The 17273-nt window shown below is 46.5% G+C and carries 19 protein-coding genes; 5 read left to right on the forward strand and 14 right to left on the reverse strand.

Translation table 11 applies throughout. The features are described 5' to 3' along the window. Positions 1-41: 41 nt before the first annotated feature. From ftsA to gshB, 6 genes are all read right to left on the reverse strand, one after another. Complete coding sequence (gene ftsA, locus GA693_RS11460; RefSeq protein ID WP_005180811.1) at positions 42-1304, reverse strand: cell division protein FtsA; 1263 nt, start codon at positions 1302-1304, stop codon at positions 42-44. A gap of 65 nt (positions 1305-1369) precedes the next feature. Beyond that, a complete protein-coding gene (locus GA693_RS11465) occupies positions 1370-2224 on the reverse strand; it encodes a cell division protein FtsQ/DivIB (protein ID WP_005180814.1) in 855 nt (284 codons plus the stop codon). 3 nt (positions 2225-2227) lie between these two features. Then, a complete protein-coding gene (locus GA693_RS11470) occupies positions 2228-3157 on the reverse strand; it encodes a D-alanine--D-alanine ligase (protein WP_160240852.1) in 930 nt (309 codons plus the stop codon). Positions 3158-3213: 56 nt separating this feature from the next. Further along, positions 3214-4662, reverse strand: coding sequence for a UDP-N-acetylmuramate--L-alanine ligase (gene murC, locus GA693_RS11475; RefSeq protein ID WP_160240850.1), 1449 nt, complete (start codon positions 4660-4662; stop codon positions 3214-3216). A gap of 12 nt (positions 4663-4674) precedes the next feature. Then, a complete protein-coding gene (murG, locus tag GA693_RS11480; protein WP_075167283.1) occupies positions 4675-5772 on the reverse strand; it encodes an undecaprenyldiphospho-muramoylpentapeptide beta-N-acetylglucosaminyltransferase in 1098 nt (365 codons plus the stop codon). A 323-nt stretch (positions 5773-6095) separates the two neighbouring features. Continuing rightward, entirely contained in the window at positions 6096-7034 is a 939-nt protein-coding gene (gene gshB, locus GA693_RS11485) for a glutathione synthase (protein WP_104513186.1), read from the reverse strand. 117 nt (positions 7035-7151) lie between these two features. Here gshB and GA693_RS11490 point away from each other — a divergent pair, with 117 nt between their 5' ends. Next, positions 7152-7340, forward strand: coding sequence for a DUF3565 domain-containing protein (locus tag GA693_RS11490; RefSeq protein WP_016658735.1), 189 nt, complete (start codon positions 7152-7154; stop codon positions 7338-7340). A 5-nt stretch (positions 7341-7345) separates the two neighbouring features. On the opposite strand, the gene GA693_RS11495 is transcribed toward GA693_RS11490, so the two are convergent. Further along, on the reverse strand, positions 7346-8062 hold the full coding sequence (locus tag GA693_RS11495) for a hypothetical protein (protein WP_160240848.1): 717 nt from the start codon (positions 8060-8062) through the stop codon (positions 7346-7348). A 148-nt stretch (positions 8063-8210) separates the two neighbouring features. Then, positions 8211-8861 carry an orotate phosphoribosyltransferase gene (gene pyrE / locus GA693_RS11500; protein WP_005180830.1) on the reverse strand — a complete coding sequence of 217 codons (651 nt, stop codon included), beginning with the start codon at positions 8859-8861 and terminating at the stop codon, positions 8211-8213. A 40-nt stretch (positions 8862-8901) separates the two neighbouring features. On the opposite strand from pyrE, the gene GA693_RS11505 reads away from it, so the two are divergent. Both GA693_RS11505 and GA693_RS11510 read left to right on the forward strand, forming a co-directional pair. Further along, the gene (locus GA693_RS11505) at positions 8902-9723 is read left to right on the forward strand and encodes an exodeoxyribonuclease III (RefSeq protein WP_016658733.1); all 822 of its coding nucleotides are present in this window, start codon (positions 8902-8904) and stop codon (positions 9721-9723) included. Between the two features lie 495 nt (positions 9724-10218). Beyond that, positions 10219-10569: a Spx/MgsR family RNA polymerase-binding regulatory protein gene (locus GA693_RS11510; protein WP_016658732.1), complete on the forward strand. Its 351-nt coding sequence runs from the start codon at positions 10219-10221 to the stop codon at positions 10567-10569. Positions 10570-10665: 96 nt separating this feature from the next. On the opposite strand, the gene GA693_RS11515 is transcribed toward GA693_RS11510, so the two are convergent. Further along, positions 10666-11103 (reverse strand): DUF2147 domain-containing protein, encoded by a 438-nt coding sequence (locus GA693_RS11515; protein WP_005180835.1) that lies wholly within the window; start codon positions 11101-11103, stop codon positions 10666-10668. Between the two features lie 155 nt (positions 11104-11258). On the opposite strand from GA693_RS11515, the gene GA693_RS11520 reads away from it, so the two are divergent. Next, positions 11259-12170 carry an alpha/beta hydrolase gene (locus GA693_RS11520; RefSeq protein WP_104513183.1) on the forward strand — a complete coding sequence of 304 codons (912 nt, stop codon included), beginning with the start codon at positions 11259-11261 and terminating at the stop codon, positions 12168-12170. A 62-nt stretch (positions 12171-12232) separates the two neighbouring features. Here GA693_RS11520 and GA693_RS11525 read toward each other — a convergent pair whose 3' ends face one another. Then, on the reverse strand, positions 12233-12796 hold the full coding sequence (locus tag GA693_RS11525; RefSeq protein ID WP_005180838.1) for an FMN-dependent NADH-azoreductase: 564 nt from the start codon (positions 12794-12796) through the stop codon (positions 12233-12235). A gap of 227 nt (positions 12797-13023) precedes the next feature. Between GA693_RS11525 and GA693_RS11530 the strand changes: the two genes are divergently transcribed. After that, positions 13024-14214 (forward strand): GGDEF domain-containing protein, encoded by a 1191-nt coding sequence (locus GA693_RS11530; protein WP_016658730.1) that lies wholly within the window; start codon positions 13024-13026, stop codon positions 14212-14214. A gap of 7 nt (positions 14215-14221) precedes the next feature. On the opposite strand, the gene GA693_RS11535 is transcribed toward GA693_RS11530, so the two are convergent. The 4 genes from GA693_RS11535 to GA693_RS11550 all read right to left on the reverse strand — a co-directional run bounded on the left by GA693_RS11535 (position 14222) and on the right by GA693_RS11550 (position 17075). Beyond that, positions 14222-14902 carry a glutathione S-transferase family protein gene (locus tag GA693_RS11535; protein ID WP_075167274.1) on the reverse strand — a complete coding sequence of 227 codons (681 nt, stop codon included), beginning with the start codon at positions 14900-14902 and terminating at the stop codon, positions 14222-14224. Between the two features lie 331 nt (positions 14903-15233). Beyond that, positions 15234-16004 (reverse strand): transporter, encoded by a 771-nt coding sequence (locus GA693_RS11540; protein WP_104471935.1) that lies wholly within the window; start codon positions 16002-16004, stop codon positions 15234-15236. 16 nt (positions 16005-16020) lie between these two features. Continuing rightward, positions 16021-16563, reverse strand: coding sequence for a hypothetical protein (locus GA693_RS11545; RefSeq protein ID WP_045796529.1), 543 nt, complete (start codon positions 16561-16563; stop codon positions 16021-16023). Between the two features lie 149 nt (positions 16564-16712). Further along, complete coding sequence (locus GA693_RS11550) at positions 16713-17075, reverse strand: HPF/RaiA family ribosome-associated protein (protein WP_005180845.1); 363 nt, start codon at positions 17073-17075, stop codon at positions 16713-16715. Positions 17076-17273: the final 198 nt, after the last annotated feature.

Below are 17273 nucleotides of genomic sequence, written 5' to 3' on the forward strand. Positions count from 1 at the left end.
TAATCCGTACAACTTCCTAACAATATTCCCTAAAAAATCAACTAAAAAATTGATTTCAGTTTTTCGTTGAGTCCTGACCAGGCACGACCTACACGCGCCCAGACCGATAAGGTCTCCGGGTCTTCGGTTTCGACAATGGTGTCCTGACTGTAGCTCTGGCTATACATCAGCACGCCCGCTGCGGTTGCATACTGCGAACGGCGCAAGGCAGCCTGATGCGGTTCATCGGCATAAACCTGTACCGGCGGATTGCCCAAATGCGCAGACACACCCAGGGTGCGGCGTACCAGACTGACCATGCCTTCAATCTGACAGGCATCACCAGCCAGCACCACACCATGATATAAGCCATGAATGGCGCCACTGTTTTCCAGTTCCTGACGGATTTGCGCAAAAATTTCTTCATAACGCGCAATAATAATTTCCGACAGTTCAATCCGGCTGATGGTTTGCGGACCATCAATGCCCTGAATCTGAATCATGTGATCAGGTTTGACCACTTTTAAATCGACGCAACCGTAAAGCAGTTTAATCCGCTCGGCTTCTTCGGTGGTGGTCTGCAATACCGCCGCGATATCACGGGTCACATGCTCACCGCCACGCTGCAGGGTTTGTGACAACGCCAGACGGCCGTCCAGATAGACTGCAATATTGGTGGTACCGGCGCCAATATCAACCAGGCACACGCCATATTCTTTTTCATCTTTCAGTAAACTGGCTTCAGCGGTAGCCAGATGCGACACCACCATTTTTTCTACACCAATATTGGCCCCTTTTAAGGCACGGTCCAGATTCTGCATGGTGCTAATCGGCAGCATCATCAGCTGATAATGACCGGTCATGCTATGCGCCGACATACGGATCGGGTTTTGTACCCATTCACCGGAATCATCCAGATCAAAGCCCAACGGCACCGCGCTGACCAGATAATGATCTGAAGTTAAATGGCTGGCTTTGGCCAGATCTAAGGCACGAACCACTTCACTTGTTGTAATTGTGTGGTCACTATTTTCAATCGGGGTACGCCCCGCAGCATAAAAACTTTTTAATTCTGCACTTGGAATAGAAATCCAGGCTGAATGCACCCGGCATTCCGCCATATCTTCTGCTTCTTGAACGGCATTTTTAATGGCTGTAATGACTTTATCGAGACTTACAATTTTTCCTTTATTCATGCCTCGGTTACGAGCGGTAGCCATACCAATCACTTGGATATTGTCTGGCGCGTGTACCTTACCAATCAAAACTGAAACTTTGTGTGTCCCAATGTCAATCGCAACAACCGAGGGAACAGCTTCACTCATTTATTTACTACCATCACATGTTTGTTTAATTAATGGCTTAATGCCTCTATTTTTAAAGCCAAGTATTATGGCTTTGCTGCTATTGCATTCGCAATGCTTGTGTCATCAATCGTTACAACAAAATGACCATTGGCAATTTTTGGTGCCACCGAGTTTTTCCACTGGATCGCCAGACCATTGCGGTAACGCAGGTCAATTGCAGAAATCCTGGACCATACCGGCTTGAAGTCACTTTGCGCCAGATGACTCAGACGCTGCAATTTACTCATGGTCTGATCCTGATCCACAATCACCCGCAGGCCAGAATCAAACTGCATAAACCAGGTCATCCGGTCGGTGAGATATAACTCTTTTAAACGCAGATTCACCGGTAAAAATAACTGGTTAATTTCATTATAGCGACGCATCATCATTTTGGACTGATGCATCGGGCCATGTAATAACGGCAGATGCTGATTATTCTTGGGTGTCACTTCCGAAAACACATCACCGCTGTCACTGAGTAAACGTCCGGTGCCCCAGCGCGCAATCGCATGGCGTGGCATGACCCGTAAACGGATGGCATTCGGCCAGGCGCGTGACACCACCACCCGATCGACCCAGGACAGTTCCAGTGCGGTATCACGAATCTGTTCCAGATCGGAAGTAAAATAGTTATCTGTGACCACTGGCGAAACATGGGTCATGACCTGGCGCAGTTCGGCATTGGAACGGGTACCGACCACGTCCAGTTCAGCCACGCGTGCATCGGTCATGACTTTATATAGACCATAGATTCCTGCTGCCAATACCACAATCGCCACGCACAGCAATACCCATCCACCCAGGTTCGTCAGCTTTTCTTTACGCGTCGGTGGCTTATCGTGAATCGAGGTAATCGCTGCGCGTTTACGGCGCATGGAAGCAGGAAGTTGAGCCATGGCTTAGTGGGTCGCATCCGTTAAGGTTTGTTCAAGAATTGCCACGCACAAGGCATCAAAACTGTAGCCCACCGCCTGCGCGGCTTTTGGCACCAGTGAGTGACTGGTCATGCCCGGTACAGTGTTGACTTCAAGCAGCCAGAAATTGCCTTGTTCATCCTGCATTGCATCAATACGGCCCCAGCCGCTGGCACCTACCGCCTGGAACGCACGCAGGGCCAAGACCTGTAGCTGCTGCTCTTCCGACTCGGTTAAGCCACATGGAATGCCGTATTGCACATCATTACGGTTGTATTTGGCTTCATAGTCATAGAACGCCACATCTTTAGGCGGTTCCAGACGAATCACCGGCAAGGCCTGACCGTTCAGTAAGACAATCGTGAACTCGCGACCGGTAATCCATTTTTCAGCCATCACCACTGCATCATGCTCGGTGGCTTTGGCAATCGCTTCAGCAAAGTCTTCAATACGTTCGACTTTGCTCATGCCAATACTGGAACCTTCATGTACCGGCTTGATAATCAGCGGTAGACCCAATGCAGCGACAATATCAGCCGGGTTTGAATCTTTGGTGACAATACGATACGGCGCTGTTGGCAGCTCGGAACCTTGCCAGACCTGTTTGGTTTTGACCTTGTCCATGCCAATGGCTGAACCCTGTACGCCAGTACCGGTATACGGCACACTCAGCCATTCCAGTACACCCTGAATCTGGCCATCTTCACCGCCGCGGCCGTGCAGGACAATAAAGGCACGATCATAGTTGACCAGTTCGGTCACACTACGATCTTTCGGGTCAAACGCTTCTGCCTGAACGCCTTCGCGCAGCAGCGCATCGAGCACTGCCTGTCCACTATCCAGAGACACCCCACGCTCGGCAGATTTTCCACCAAATAACACGGCAACTTTGCCGAACTTTGAAGCATTTGACACGTTTATATCCTTAAACTTTACACTGAGCGACCAAATTCAAATATCACTTTGGGTGATTATTTTAAATACAATTTATTTTGAGCAAGCTCGATGGAGATTGCTCCTACATTACCCGCACCTTGGGTCAATAATAAATCATTCGGTTGTAACACTTTTTGTACCAGTGTTTCCAGATTGCCTTCAACCGGATCAATCAGGATCGGTTCAACCTGACCACGCAGACGGATACTGCGTGCCAGACTGCGACTGTCGGCACCCACAATGGCTTTTTCACCGGCAGGATACACTTCCAGCAACAGCAGTTGATCGACCTGCGATAACACTTCAACAAAGTCATCAAAACAGTCACGGGTACGGCTAAAACGGTGCGGCTGGAACAACATCACCAGACGGCGGTCCGGATGGCTCTGACGCGCTGCTTTAATGGTGGCTTCCACTTCTTTAGGATGGTGACCATAGTCATCGACCAGTTTGATGCTGCCACCGTCCAGTTCAAATTCACCTTGCACTTGGAAACGGCGACCTACACCACTAAAGCCTTCCAGTGCACGGCAAATCGCACCATCCGAAACACCTTCATCCGTCGCCACACCAATGGCGGCCAAGGCATTCAGTACATTGTGCAGACCTGGCTGATTCACGATAACACGCAGTGGCTCGCGGTCTTTACGCAATACGGTAAAGTGGGTACGCATACCGTCCTGATCAACATCGACTGCGCGAATATCATTGTCTTCATTAAAGCCGTAGGTTAGCACCGGACGGGCAATGCGCGGCATAATTTCACGGATGTTGGCATCATCACCACAAACCACTGCCAAACCATAGAATGGCAGTTTGTGCAGGAATTCAATAAAGGTATCTTTTAGCTTGTCAAAGCTGCCGCCATAAGTATCCATGTGGTCGGCATCAATATTGGTGACAATCGCTGCCATTGGCTCCAGATGCAGGAAAGATGCATCTGATTCATCGGCTTCAGCCACAATATAACGGCTCGCACCCAGTGCAGCATTAACCCCGGTACGGTTCAGCAAACCGCCTATCACGTAAGTCGGGTCCAGATTTTCTTCTGCCAGCATACAGGTAACCAGGCTGGTGGTGGTGGTTTTACCATGTGTTCCGGCCACGGCAATCCCGTGACGATAACGCATCAGCTCACCCAGCATTTCAGCACGGCGCACCACCGGAATACGGCTCTCAATAGCGGCTTTAACTTCCGGGTTTTCCGGATCAATTGCAGTAGAGACTACCAGTACATTGGCGCCCTGAATATTATCTGCGCTATGACCAATAAACACCCGAATGCCATTTTCTTCCAGCTGGGCTGTAGTTTTTGAGGCTTTAATATCTGAACCGGAAACATCATAGCCCTGGTTTTTTAATACCTCGGCAATGCCACACATCCCGGCGCCGCCAATCCCGACAAAGTGGATATGTTTGATACGACGCATTTCAGGCACTTTAATCAGTTCTTTTACTTGATCAGCAGGGATAGATGGAGACATAGTTTACTCGGTTTACAAATCTTGAATTAAAGCAACCACATGTTGGGTTGCATTAGGTTGTGCCTGTTGACGCGCCTTGCTGGCCATTTCAGAGAGCAGTTGGCGGTTCATCAACGGCATTAACAGTTCTTTTAAGCTGTCCGGGGTCATGCTGGCTTGCGGACAGATTTTTGCCGCGCCCGTCTTGGCCAAGAATTGTGCATTGGCCGTCTGATGGTCATCCACAGCGCTTGGCAAGGGCACAAATACCGCAGCCACACCCGCGGTTGCAATTTCCGTAACCGTCAGTGCGCCGGCCCGGCAGATAATCAGATCGGCATCGCTATAGGCCTGTGCCATATCTTCAATAAAGGGTTGCACTTCAACCGTTAAGCTGTCCGGCTTGTTGGCATAACGCGCTCGGGTGCTGTCTGCATGATTTTGCCCACACTGATGATACACATTTAAAGGTACATTCAGCTGTTTTAAGGCTTCAGGGACACGTTCATTCAGTGCCTGCGCGCCCAAAGAGCCGCCAACAATTAAAATACGCAGCGGCAAACCTGCTTTTTCACGTTCCTGATAACGCCAGGATGGGGTTAGAGTCGCGCTAATTTCTTTACGCACCGGGTTGCCAGTGGTGACAATTTTAGTGCTGGCCGGAAACGTATCTGGGAACGCCTGACAAACAGTGTTGGCAATACGCGACAGCTGGGTATTGGTAAAGCCGGCAATTGCATTCTGCTCATGAATAATGACCGGAATACCAAGCAGACGTGCGGCCAGACCACCCGGTCCAGCCACATAGCCACCAAAGCCGGCGACAGCCTCTACTTTGTGTTTTTTCATTAACTGCATGGCGCTTAAGGTGGCTTTTAGAATTTTAAAAGGCGCCATCAGTTTGCGTGCCAGCCCGTTACCGCGCACGCCTTGAATATCAATCTGATAAATCGGAATATTCTGGTTTTGTAATAAACGGTTTTCCATGCCTGTAGGCGTTGCTAACCAGGACACATGGATTCCCTGCTGCTGGAGTTCTTTTGCCACGGCTAGGGCTGGGAACACATGGCCACCAGTGCCTGCGGCCATCATCATCACATGTTTAGGCTTGGTTTGCGCTGCATCAGTCACGGTCTAATTCTTCAATCCAAATATGGCTAATGAAAGTTCTTTATAAGCGCTCAATTGTAATCACAATCGTATGAGCTTGAAAGTTTATTTACTTTTTTTCACCAAGCGGCTCATTGTTTTTTTCAACAGTTTTGAAAGTTTAAACTAGTTTTATTATTAATTCACCGAAATTGTTAAGTTTCCTGCATTTTTCACTGAATTATGTCGACTAGTTTTGATTTACAAAATCGCTATAATTTTCTTGCTCAACGCAGTTTTTCAAGCTCAAATCTCGCTTAAGAATACAAAAAGAGCCACCCAAGGTGACTCTTTTGAAAGATAGATTAACGACCGGCTTCCAGTACATCAAACAGGGTATCGGCAATTGAGGTGCCGAACTGGGCATCAATTTCACGGATACAGGTTGGACTGGTCACGTTAATTTCAGTGACATAGTTACCAATCACATCCAGACCGACAAATACCAGACCTTTTTCACGTAAAAATGGCCCGACTTTGGCAGCAATTGCCTTGTCATTGTCGGTCAATGGACGTGCTTCACCCAGACCACCAGCGGCCAGGTTGCCACGCACTTCGCCGTTTTGCGGAATACGTGCCAGACAATACGGAATTGGCTCGCCATTGACCATTAAAATGCGTTTATCCCCTTCTACAATTTCCGGAATATAACGCTGCGCCATAATTGGCTGGGTGCCGTTATTGGTCAGAATTTCAATGGTAGAGCCAATATTCACACCATTCTGATACAGACGGAAAATGCCCATGCCGCCCATCCCATCGAGCGGTTTCACAATCACATCGCCATGTTGCTGAATAAATTCACGAATCAGGCTTTGCTGAGAGGTCACCAAAGTCGGCACCTGCAGCTCCGGGAACTGGGTCGCAAACAGTTTTTCATTACAGTCACGCAGGCTTTGCGGCTTGTTAATAATCCACGCTCCTTCGCGCTCTGCCTGTTCCAGAATATAGGTGCTATAGACAAAGTTCATATCAAATGGCGGGTCTTTACGCATCAGCACCACATCATAGGCTGCGATGGATTCTTTTTGTTTTTCGCCCAGCTCATAATAATGGTTGTAATCTTCAAAGACTTTTAACGGGCTGATTAGACCGAAAGCCTTGCCCTGATCAATATATAAATCTTGTTGTAGTGCATAACCGAGTTCATGACCCCGACGTGCCGCGGCCCACAGCATGGCCATGGTGGAATCTTTTTTCAGGTTCACCGTTTCAATCGGGTCCATCACCACAAGTACGCGCATAATGACTGCTCTTTTAAAATTGCTATGATGTGGAGTATAACGGAGATTCGCTGCCTGTTTTTCTGAATTTGAGTAAAGCTTTGCAGCGCTATATTTGCTGATTTCAGGAAGCTGCCCATGCAACAGCCAATTGTGGGATATCATTTAGATGAAGAAAATCATTGGGTCGCAGAGCTGGCCTGTGGTCATGGCCAGCATGTGCGGCATAATCCACCGTGGCAGAACCGGCCCTGGGTGATGACGGAGCAAGGACGCAAAGAAAAATTAGGGGTGATGCTGGAGTGTAAGAAGTGTGAGGAAGGATGATTTTGTTATTTATTTTTCCTTCTTATTTCATGAATAGACAATCTACGTTCTATTTTTTTAAAAAGATATGCATCCTGATCGATATCTAACTCTTTATTGCGACGTTTTACATAGCTCATATAATTCAACTTTTGTTTTAGCTCATATTCATTCCAATGAGTTTCTTCTGCTTTTGATTTTTTATCTAAAAATGCAGTTTGCCTATTAATATTTTTACTCATACTTTCTAAAGACTTTTGAATTCCTGCTAATGCTTTGGGAAGAGCTTCTTCAAAACTCTCTCCTAATTTATAAATTTTTAGTTCTGAAGTATCAATTTTATATGTATTCTTATATTTCTTTCCCTTTAAATCCTCATATCTGATCTCAGCATTAAAAATAAGATTAAAGAAGTATTCACTATCTAACTCTTTAGGATTTAAACCAGTAAAACTTAGATAGTCCGTATATTTAGAATCATTCGGCGCTAAATAATTGACTCCCTTAATCATAAAATCTCTTTGCATAAAAACTTTAATAGCTTTTTGAGCAGTAACTAAAAAAGAAGCATCGAGTGAAGGTTCAGGAAATAATTTTATTTTTACGTTATGAGCTCCTCCTTTTCCTACATTTGTAATTTTTAAACGTAAAAAATGGATTCTGTACTCAACAGGTTCTAACTTAATGTCTATCAATGGTTCGGTTTGAACTTTTCTAAGTTCCCTATTTTCTTTCCAACCCAAAAAAAGTCGCTATCGATGCTGCACTTGCAGCAATAGCTGAAAAACTTGCGATCATTAAATTCCAATCTAGATTCATTTTTGTTTTTTATAAAAATAAAGCCCTATCATGGATAGAGCTTTATTAAAAATCAATATGTTGTATTAATTATTAGATCCCATACTTCACACGATATGCTTCCATCTTCGCCAAAGCCTCTTTTTCACCTTTGGCATCTAAATAATTCATCAAATCTTTCATGGTAATTAAGGCATGTACCGGAATTTCTAGCTCTTTTTGAACTTCCTGAATCGCAGACAAATCACCCTGCCCTTTTTCCTGACGATCTAGCGCGACCAGTACACCGGCAATTGTGGCACCCGCATTTTTTAAAATGGTCACCACTTCACGAATTGCTGTACCTGCGGTAATCACATCATCAATAATCCAGACTTTTTTACCTTCAACCGATGCACCGACCAATACGCCACCTTCACCATGATCTTTGGCTTCTTTACGGTTAAAGCCCCAAGGCACACTCACGCTATGATTTTGCGATAAAGCCACCGCCGTTGCCGCCACAAATGGAATGCCTTTATAGGCTGGGCCAAAAATCACATCAACATTTTCACATTCTGTTAACTTGGCTGCATAGCCTGACGCCAGTAATGACAAGGCTTCGCCATCATTTAATAAACCGGCATTAAAAAAATAAGGACTCACGCGACCCGATTTTAAAGTAAACTCACCAAATTTAAGCACACCACGTGATAATGCGAGTTCGATAAAAGCTTGAGGGTTAAATGTCGCTTGCGTTGACATGAGGTGCTCCAAAATTCATAAATTGAGGTAAGACCTGCGCATGATACCAAAGAGTAGCTATCCGAGTGATCAAAAAATTCTTCGTGTGGTTTCAATTAACGTCAATGGCCTGCGTTCTTCGGTCAGTAAAGGCCTGCTGGAGTGGATGGAAAAATCAGAGGCTGATGTCATCTGCATTCAGGAAAGCCGTCTGACCCATGCGCAGTGGACTGATAAATTCAAACCGGAAGGCTGGTATACCCATCTGTTCGCAGCTGAACGTCCGGGCTATGCCGGCACCGCCATTTACAGCCGCCTGCCATTTGTGTCTATTCAGGATGGTTTAGGCTTTGAACTGGCCGACTCCCAAGGCCGTTTTGTCACGGCAGAATTTGATTTAGGGCTGGGTTATCCGGTGCATATCTGCTCGCTGTACCTCCCATCGGGTTCATCGGGTGAAGAAGCACAAGCCCGTAAAGACCACTTTCTCGAAGAATATACAAAAATTCTGAAACAATGGCGCGATGAAAATAAATCGATCATCGTCTGCGGTGACTACAATATCGTGCATAAACGTATTGATATTAAAAACTGGTCAGGCAACCAGAAATCTTCCGGCTGTTTACCGCATGAACGTGCCTGGCTCGATCATATCTATGATGATCTGGGCTATGTCGACACCTTCCGTGAAGTGCGCAAAGAAGCCGAACTGTATTCCTGGTGGTCGAACCGTGGCCAAGCGCGTGCCAAGAACGTTGGCTGGCGGATTGACTATCATGCCTGCTCACCGGACTGGAAAGCACGTACCGTCAATGCCTGGGTCTACAAAGAGGAATGGTATAGCGACCACGCCCCGGTGATTATTGATTATAAACTCAACTAAAAACCTTCCTATTGAGTGAACAATTGTTCACTCAATAGAGGTTTATTTCCGACATATTTTGTCGTCATTGAGACCTTTATCTGCTTTTTAAATCGGCGCATTATTGCAGCACGGCAAAGGGACAGTGTCAGGATGACAGCAAAGGGACAGGAAGCCGTAGGATGCAAATAAACAAAGCCATGATGGTCTTTGTTTCAAGGATGTGACATCGGACGTTGTAGTGAGACCCGCATAATCAGGATGATTAAATGCGGGTTTTCTACATCTGGGCTTTTATTTTTTATATTGGCTCTTTGCTTTTCGTTTTTTTCTTAGTACGAATAATTCTTCTCAAGTGCTGTCTTGTTTTTCTGCCACTATTATGGCGCGGTAGCGTTGCATTTTAATGACGGTTTAATTTCAGAACCATGAACTCAATATTTATACCCGCTATAGTGCAAAACCAATTTTTTGGTTAATCTCTTGAGCATTGTGTTTCTTGCTGGAATCCGCTTTATGCTTAAAATTTATGGTATTAAAAACTGCAACTCCATGAAAAAAGCCTTTGATCTGCTCAATGAACTGGGCCTGGCTTATGAATTTCATGATTATAAAAAACAGGGGATTGATGCAGAAACGCTAAAACACTGGCTGGATGCTGAAGGTCAGGACAAAATTCTGAATAAAAAAGGCACCACCTGGCGCAAACTGTCGGAAGCGGAACAGGCACAAGCCCTGTCCAGCGAAGCAGATTTAATTGAAGCCTTACGCACTCACAACAGCCTGATCAAACGTCCTGTGCTGGCCACCGCAGACGGCTTTATTGTTGGTTTTGATGAAACCGCCTATCGCGCCTTAAACGGATAAATTCTTTTTATCTACCTTTTACTTATCCGTTAAAAATCAAAAAGCCTGATGCATCTGCATCAGGCTTTCTGGTTTAATCCGTTTCTATTGGCTGGCTTATTTCACACGAACCCAGGTCTGGTTACGACCCAGCGCTGCTACGCCAATATAGCCACGCAATTGTAATTTCTGCCCGCCATCAGCCAGTTGACCTTTTAACTTGTAGGTTTTACCTGATTGCGGATCCAGAATTGAACCGCTGTCATAGTTGGTACCACCCGAATTCTTTAAACCACGTACAATGGTTAAACCTTTCAAGGATTTGTTTTTGTAAGGTCCTTCACATTTTGTACAGGCATTTTCTTCACCCGGCGTTAAAATGGACTGAATTGTTGCAGTTAACGTGCCATTTTTCTGCTCGGTAAATTTGACGGTTGCTTTTGCTTGCTTGGTTTTGTCATCAATTGTTTTCCAGACTGTACCATTTAGCGGATCAGCAGCATTCGCCAAAGCTGTTAAACCCATTAATCCTAATGCCAGTGCAATTTTTTTCATTTTTTTTGATTCCCTAGTCTAGTGTTAGACAGCCTTAGTATTAAAAAGTCACTACAAATTTGCAATTTTTGAATGTGACCATTTAGTGTAACCTTGTAAATTGTGTTGGTAAATACGCAAGCACAGGCCAAAATCAAGAACAAGATGGAAGAACAATGAAGATCAACCCGTTATTGAAACAAATTTTCACAGAAGGCTTTTTAAAAACCACCATCCGCCTGCCAAGCCAATATAATTTACCGCATAATCCGCTGCGTTTCGCCCTCGAACAGATGTGCCGGCTGTTTCCGACCAATAAAACTGTCGAAGTCCGCGCTTTACGTCTGGCTGGCCTGAAAGCCGAAGAAATCAAGCCACAAGATGAAGCCACCCAGCTGATTTTCTATATTCACGGTGGCGCCTTTTATTTAGGGTCTTTAAATACCCATCGCCCATTTCTGACTGAACTGGCCGCCCGCACCCAGATGCAGGTGATTCATATCGATTATCCGCTGGCGCCTGAAAATCCATTCCCGGAAGCCTTAGAAGCAATTTTTGATGTCTATCAGACCCTGCTGGATCAGGGCGTACAGGCCAAAGATATTTTGCTGGCAGGAGATTCCTGCGGCGCCAATCTGGCGCTGGCCTTAGCCTTAAAAATCCGTGATGAACAGTTACCGCAAGTCAGCGGCCTCATGCTGCTTTCACCATTTTTGGATTTAACCCTGACCAGTGAATCAATTCGTTATAACCGCAAACACGATGCCTTATTGTCGATTGAAACTCTGGAAACCGGGATTCAATACTATGTGCCACCGTCGGTCGATCGTGGTGATCCGCGTGTTTCGCCGCTATTTGATGATTTAACCGATTTACCACCAACCTTGGTGCAGGTGGGTTCTAAAGAACTGCTGCTGGATGATGCGCAGCGTTTTCGTGACAAGGCCGAACAGGCGGGCGTGAAGGTCAGTTTTAAACTGTATACCGGTATGTGGCATAACTTTATTATGTTCTCACCGTGGTTTGATGAAGCCAAAATGGCGCTGGCCGATTTAGCCGAATTTGCCCATCAGCAGGACCAAGATTAAAACGCCATAAAAAAGGTCAGTAGAAACTGACCTTTTTTGTGATTAATGCAGCGCCGTAAAGCTTAGATTTTGGCAATCTGGTCTAATGCCGTAGTAATCGCCTGATCTTTAATATCGCTCATGCTAACCCCTTCAGCACGTACTACTTCAATATCACTGACACCGGTAAAGTTAAACACGGTTTTCAGGAAGGCTTCCTGGAAATCAACCGGGCTTTGTTCGCCATAGACACCACCGCGGCTGCTGGCGATATACACTTTCTTGTCACCTGCCAGACCGACCGGGCCATTTTCGGTGTATTTAAAGGTACGACCTGCCACGCTAATCCGGTCAATCCAGGCTTTTAAAGTCGATGGCAGACCGAAGTTATACATGGCTGCGCCCACCACCACGACATCAGCATCTAGATATTGTTGCAGAATCTGTTCGCCTAAAGCGCTTTGCTCGGCATTTTGTCCCATTAAAATTTCAGCGGTTAAATGCGGAATGGTCTGTTCAGCCAGATCCAGATAGTCAACTTGGGCCGCTGTATTTTTCGCCTGTAGCTGGTTCACAATAGCTTTAGACAACTGACGTGATACAGAAGCGTCGCCTAAAATACTCGAGTCGATATGCAAAATTTTCATGGGAGAGAATCCTAAACTGTGATTTTTTCAATAGCGCCATTTTACTGCAGTTTAAAATAGAAATAAGTGATTTAAACAACACACACTGTTGCACCCATGCAACGATATTTTCCCGAAAAGTACAAAAAATAGCCATTACCAATTCTCTAAAATCATGATATGTTAGGTTTTATTAAAATAATAAAAATGAGACTTTAGACGCTCATTTTTGGGGTCGTGATTCACGCATGAAAAGTCGCATTGCGCACAGTGCTGTGCCCACATTTAAATACAAAGTCACCCGTTATTTACTCGAAAAAGAAGTGGTGATGAACTGGAGCACGTTAAACAAATGTATTCTGATGCTGTTTCTGGGCAGCCTGATGCACGTGATCTGGGCCATCTGGAAAAGTGTGGTATTACTCACCCCGGAACTGTGGCGCTGGGTCAATCTGGCCTTGTTAAAACAGCAGCTGGTCATTAATTTATTCGGCCTGTTCGTGTTTATTGGCATGATTGGCATCTGCCACTACTTTCGCAAACAGGACTGGACCCGGCGCTATATGCCCTATATTGCGGTGGCCACCTTTGTGGTCAGTCTGTGCCGCGATGGCTATCTGGTCGGGGTGCTGAGTCCGGCCACTATGGTGACCTATATCAGTCTACCCACGGTCGGTCTGGTGCTGTTTGAACGCAGAATTGTCTATTCGGCCTTAATTCCGGCCACACTGTATCTGGTCAGCTGCGGTTATTTAAGCTTTTTCGGCCAGTTAACCTATGCACCTTTATTTTTATTAACCGACTTTCCTTATAAAAATGGCTTCTGGGTGCTGTCGATGCTGTTTTTTATTGTGCCGATTCTGCTGACCTGCCTGGTGCTGTTTGAAATTCTGCTGAGTCAGTGGCGCTATCGGGAGGCGCTGATTGCACATTTAAGTCAGGTCGATCCGCTCACCAATACCTTTAACCGGCGCAGTATCAACCAGTGTCTGGAACAACTGAACCACAAACAGGCACCCAGTTATGCAGTGATTCTGGTCGATCTGGATCATTTTAAGCAGATTAATGATGAGCATGGCCATCATAAAGGCGATGAAGCCTTGGTCCAAGTCTGTCATGTGCTGGCCGGCCATATCCGCGAGCAGGATGTGCTGGGCCGTTTTGGTGGCGAAGAATTTATTCTGGTCCTGAAACAGGCCACTGCGCACCAGGCCAAACAGGTGGCCGAGCGCTGCCGGCAGGCCATCACCCAGATTGAACTGTATGATGAACATAACCAGCCCATCCATTTTACCGCCAGCTTCGGGATTGCCTTATCGCACCATAATACCCCTTATGAAAAGCTGCTCAGTCAGGCCGATCAGGCTTTGTATCAGGCCAAAGCCTATGGCCGCAATCAGGTGGTACTGTATCAGCCGCTGGAACCAGCAGCCTCTTAAGGCTTAGCTAGAGCGGTTCGGACTGATAAGGCTCCAGATAATTGACCCAGTCTTGTTCCTGTTTCGCGGCCTGTTCCCAGGCCTGCATTGCCGGATGTTGCAGCATGGTCTGCATATAATACTGGCTGTCTTCATTCACGGGCAGCGCATAGCTTTTCAAACGCCAGACCACCGGTGCATAAAAGGCATCAGCAATCGAGAAATCACCACAGAGAAAACCGCCTGGGTCCGGACGCTCAGACCAGATCTGACAGACACGGGCTACATCGTCACGTAAATCAGGTTGCTCAGCCCATAACGTCTGTCCGACTTCTGCCAGATCAGCGCGAATATTCATGCCGCAATGGTTACGCAGTGCCTGAAAACCGCTATGCATTTCAGCAGCCAAAGCGCGTGCCCGAGCCCGCTGTGCCCGACCAGCCGGCCATAGCTGGCGCTCCGGAAACTGTTCGGCCAAATATTCACAAATCGCCAGTGAATCCCAGACCATTAGCCCGTCATGTACCAAGACCGGTACCTTGCCATTCGGGTTAATTGCCAGTACATCCTGTTTAAAATGGCCCGTGCCGCGTTCTTTAGGAAAAGGTAACAGCACTTCACGAAACGGCAGTTCAAAAGCAGTAAGGACCAGCCACGGCCGCATGGACCAGCTGGAGTAATTCTTGTTGGCAATGTACAGTTCCATCATGACTCATCCTCCTGTTGTTGTTTTTAATATTCACGATCGCTGGGCAGTGCCACCTGATGAGATCAAGGGATATGGCGCCAAAGCATATACAAAGCGACTTAAAAGCTAAAGTTTAATGGGCGGACAGGCCTCGCGCTTATCCGCTGTGATCATCACCATCATGATAGCGTGATCTGCCAGCGCCTGTGTCGAGATCTGTAGCAATTCTGCTGCTAAACCAGATATAAAAACGGCCTGTGAACAGACCGTAAGCAGAATAAGTTGCAGCTCTCTAGCAGTCAGCGAGAGACTCTACTCCCCCGCTTTCTACAGCGCCATAACCAGAGCGCACTTAGAACAGGAAGGCCACACCTAAACCGGCATGATAACTTTTATCAGCGCCATTTAAATCAACACCGACACTGGCATCCAACTGGGTACGTGCATTTAAGGCATAAATCAGACCTGAACCCAAGGCATATTCCACTTTCTGGCTTTCTGCTTTGCGGTAAATAAACTCGGAGAAGCCGGCCCATTTATCGCTGAGCTGATATTGAATCCCCGGCACTGCCTGCAAGGCCCAATTGCTGTCCTGCCACTCATAACGCATACTAATTGAGGTGGTAAGCAAATCATTATAGGCGTAGGCCACTGCCGAGCTAAGGCTGTAAATATCCTCTTCGGCACTAAAACCGTCATTCCCGGTGGCAATCTGCGCTTCGGCCAGCACCGCCATCGACAGTTTTTCATCATCTAAATCAATGGCATGTTTCAGACCAATGCTGACATCCCCCAGCCCATCTTCTTCAACCGACTGGCCAGCACTTTTTACCCGGCTCCAGCCCGGACCCTGCCAGCCCAGCTGTAATTCCAGATTATCCGCCAGACCGGTACGCAACAAGGTATCGGCGTGCAGCTGAGTGATTTCCTGCGTCAGACCATTGTCATCTTTGGTTTTCTGATAGTGCGCATTGGCCAGCGCTTGCTCCCAGGCCAACTGACCGACCGGCGTAATTCCGGTGCTCATGCCCACACCCGGACGGTCAAATGCAAACTCGGCGGCAAAGACCTGACTGCTGACTGCAGTCGCCACCATCACACCCAATAATTTCAATGCTGACATAGTGTTTATCTCAATTTTAAGCCAATTCTTTGGTCATTTTCGCGCCATGGGCACGGAGCAGTTCTAAGGTTTGCTGTTCTTCAGGCAAGGCTTCAGCCCAGTTAATTTCATCAAAGTCGCAATCAAAGAATAAATCACTGATGGATGACAAAATGGTCAGGCCATCTTCATCTTTACGGTTTGGATCGACTTTTTCTTCAAGCAGACGCTTTACCGCAGGTGCACAGGCGGCACTGGCTGCATCCCATAATGGGCCATAGACTTCTTCCGCATCCCACAAATGCAAATTGACCTTGGCCTGAATTAACGCGTCCAGAATTTCCATATGGACGGCCAAATCCTGCTGTTTTTGTGCTTCATTGTGCGGCTGGCCCGCCTCATAGGCCTCGCAAATGGCTTCCCACCACTGAAACAGGCCATCGGACCAGACTGAAATTACCGGGCCTTTTTCAGGATCAATAAAATTCGGATCAAGCCCCGCGGCCAAAAGTTGTTGCACTTGGGCCTGATCTAGTTCTTCTATGGCTTGCACCAAGCGTTGTTGTTGTGCCGTTAACATGCAGAGAGCTCTCTTCAATCAAATCAATTTCGTTCTATTATGCCCAATTCAGTGAAAATTGTTTAAGCGAAATGTAATCTTGTCGCATGAATTTGCTATAAAAAAAGCCCCGATACTGGGGCTTTTCTGCTTTTCAGCCAATACCTGTCTTATTCGTCGACATCGGTATCTAGGTCAACTCGACCCGGCTGTCCACCACGCGGATGTTCTTTTTTCTCAAAGACATGCTCCAGACTACGTTTTAAACGGTCAATGGCGCCATGAATTGCGGTATCGACATTATGACCACGATGATTGACCACCACAGGCTTCAAGCCGGCCGGGCGCGCTTCAATCATACATTTAATGTCGTCATCTCCGCCTTTGTCCCCGTTTTCATCACTTAAATGTACGGAAAAATGGGTAATACGCTCACTATGGCGTTTAAATTCATCACTTAGCTCTGCACGTACGTAACTAATTAATCGTTCGCTACCTTGGATGTTCTTATCTGTACGGATTTCAATATTCATAATCTCATCCTCTCTTTCTTTCGTTTTCTGAATCTTTTTTGTGCAAAACTATTTTATCTTGGCACGTTTGTCGCTTGCTGTTTCCCAGCATATTGAACATCTTCAACCTAATTTGGACGCTACCCTCCACATTGAACGATGAACACTTTTGAGTTTGAGTCTGCAGAACCGTGTCCTTATACTTTGAATATCGGGCCT

It is taken from the genome of Acinetobacter indicus (assembly GCF_009914475.1).
GTDB lineage: Bacteria > Pseudomonadota > Gammaproteobacteria > Pseudomonadales > Moraxellaceae > Acinetobacter > Acinetobacter indicus.

Excerpts from the sequence above, each read along its gene's own strand:
- ftsA (WP_005180811.1), bottom strand. The coding sequence starts at position 1,304 with ATGAGTGAAGCTGTTCCCTCGGTTGTTGCGATTGACATTGGGACACAC.
- GA693_RS11465 (WP_005180814.1), bottom strand. The coding sequence starts at position 2,224 with ATGGCTCAACTTCCTGCTTCCATGCGCCGTAAACGCGCAGCGATTACC.
- murC (WP_160240850.1), bottom strand. The coding sequence starts at position 4,662 with ATGTCTCCATCTATCCCTGCTGATCAAGTAAAAGAACTGATTAAAGTG.
- gshB (WP_104513186.1), bottom strand. The coding sequence starts at position 7,034 with ATGCGCGTACTTGTGGTGATGGACCCGATTGAAACGGTGAACCTGAAA.
- GA693_RS11490 (WP_016658735.1), top strand. The coding sequence starts at position 7,152 with ATGCAACAGCCAATTGTGGGATATCATTTAGATGAAGAAAATCATTGG.
- pyrE (WP_005180830.1), bottom strand. The coding sequence starts at position 8,861 with ATGTCAACGCAAGCGACATTTAACCCTCAAGCTTTTATCGAACTCGCA.
- GA693_RS11505 (WP_016658733.1), top strand. The coding sequence starts at position 8,902 with ATGATACCAAAGAGTAGCTATCCGAGTGATCAAAAAATTCTTCGTGTG.
- GA693_RS11510 (WP_016658732.1), top strand. The coding sequence starts at position 10,219 with ATGCTTAAAATTTATGGTATTAAAAACTGCAACTCCATGAAAAAAGCC.
- GA693_RS11515 (WP_005180835.1), bottom strand. The coding sequence starts at position 11,103 with ATGAAAAAAATTGCACTGGCATTAGGATTAATGGGTTTAACAGCTTTG.
- GA693_RS11520 (WP_104513183.1), top strand. The coding sequence starts at position 11,259 with ATGAAGATCAACCCGTTATTGAAACAAATTTTCACAGAAGGCTTTTTA.
- GA693_RS11525 (WP_005180838.1), bottom strand. The coding sequence starts at position 12,796 with ATGAAAATTTTGCATATCGACTCGAGTATTTTAGGCGACGCTTCTGTA.
- GA693_RS11530 (WP_016658730.1), top strand. The coding sequence starts at position 13,024 with ATGAAAAGTCGCATTGCGCACAGTGCTGTGCCCACATTTAAATACAAA.
- GA693_RS11535 (WP_075167274.1), bottom strand. The coding sequence starts at position 14,902 with ATGATGGAACTGTACATTGCCAACAAGAATTACTCCAGCTGGTCCATG.
- GA693_RS11540 (WP_104471935.1), bottom strand. The coding sequence starts at position 16,004 with ATGTCAGCATTGAAATTATTGGGTGTGATGGTGGCGACTGCAGTCAGC.
- GA693_RS11545 (WP_045796529.1), bottom strand. The coding sequence starts at position 16,563 with ATGTTAACGGCACAACAACAACGCTTGGTGCAAGCCATAGAAGAACTA.
- GA693_RS11550 (WP_005180845.1), bottom strand. The coding sequence starts at position 17,075 with ATGAATATTGAAATCCGTACAGATAAGAACATCCAAGGTAGCGAACGA.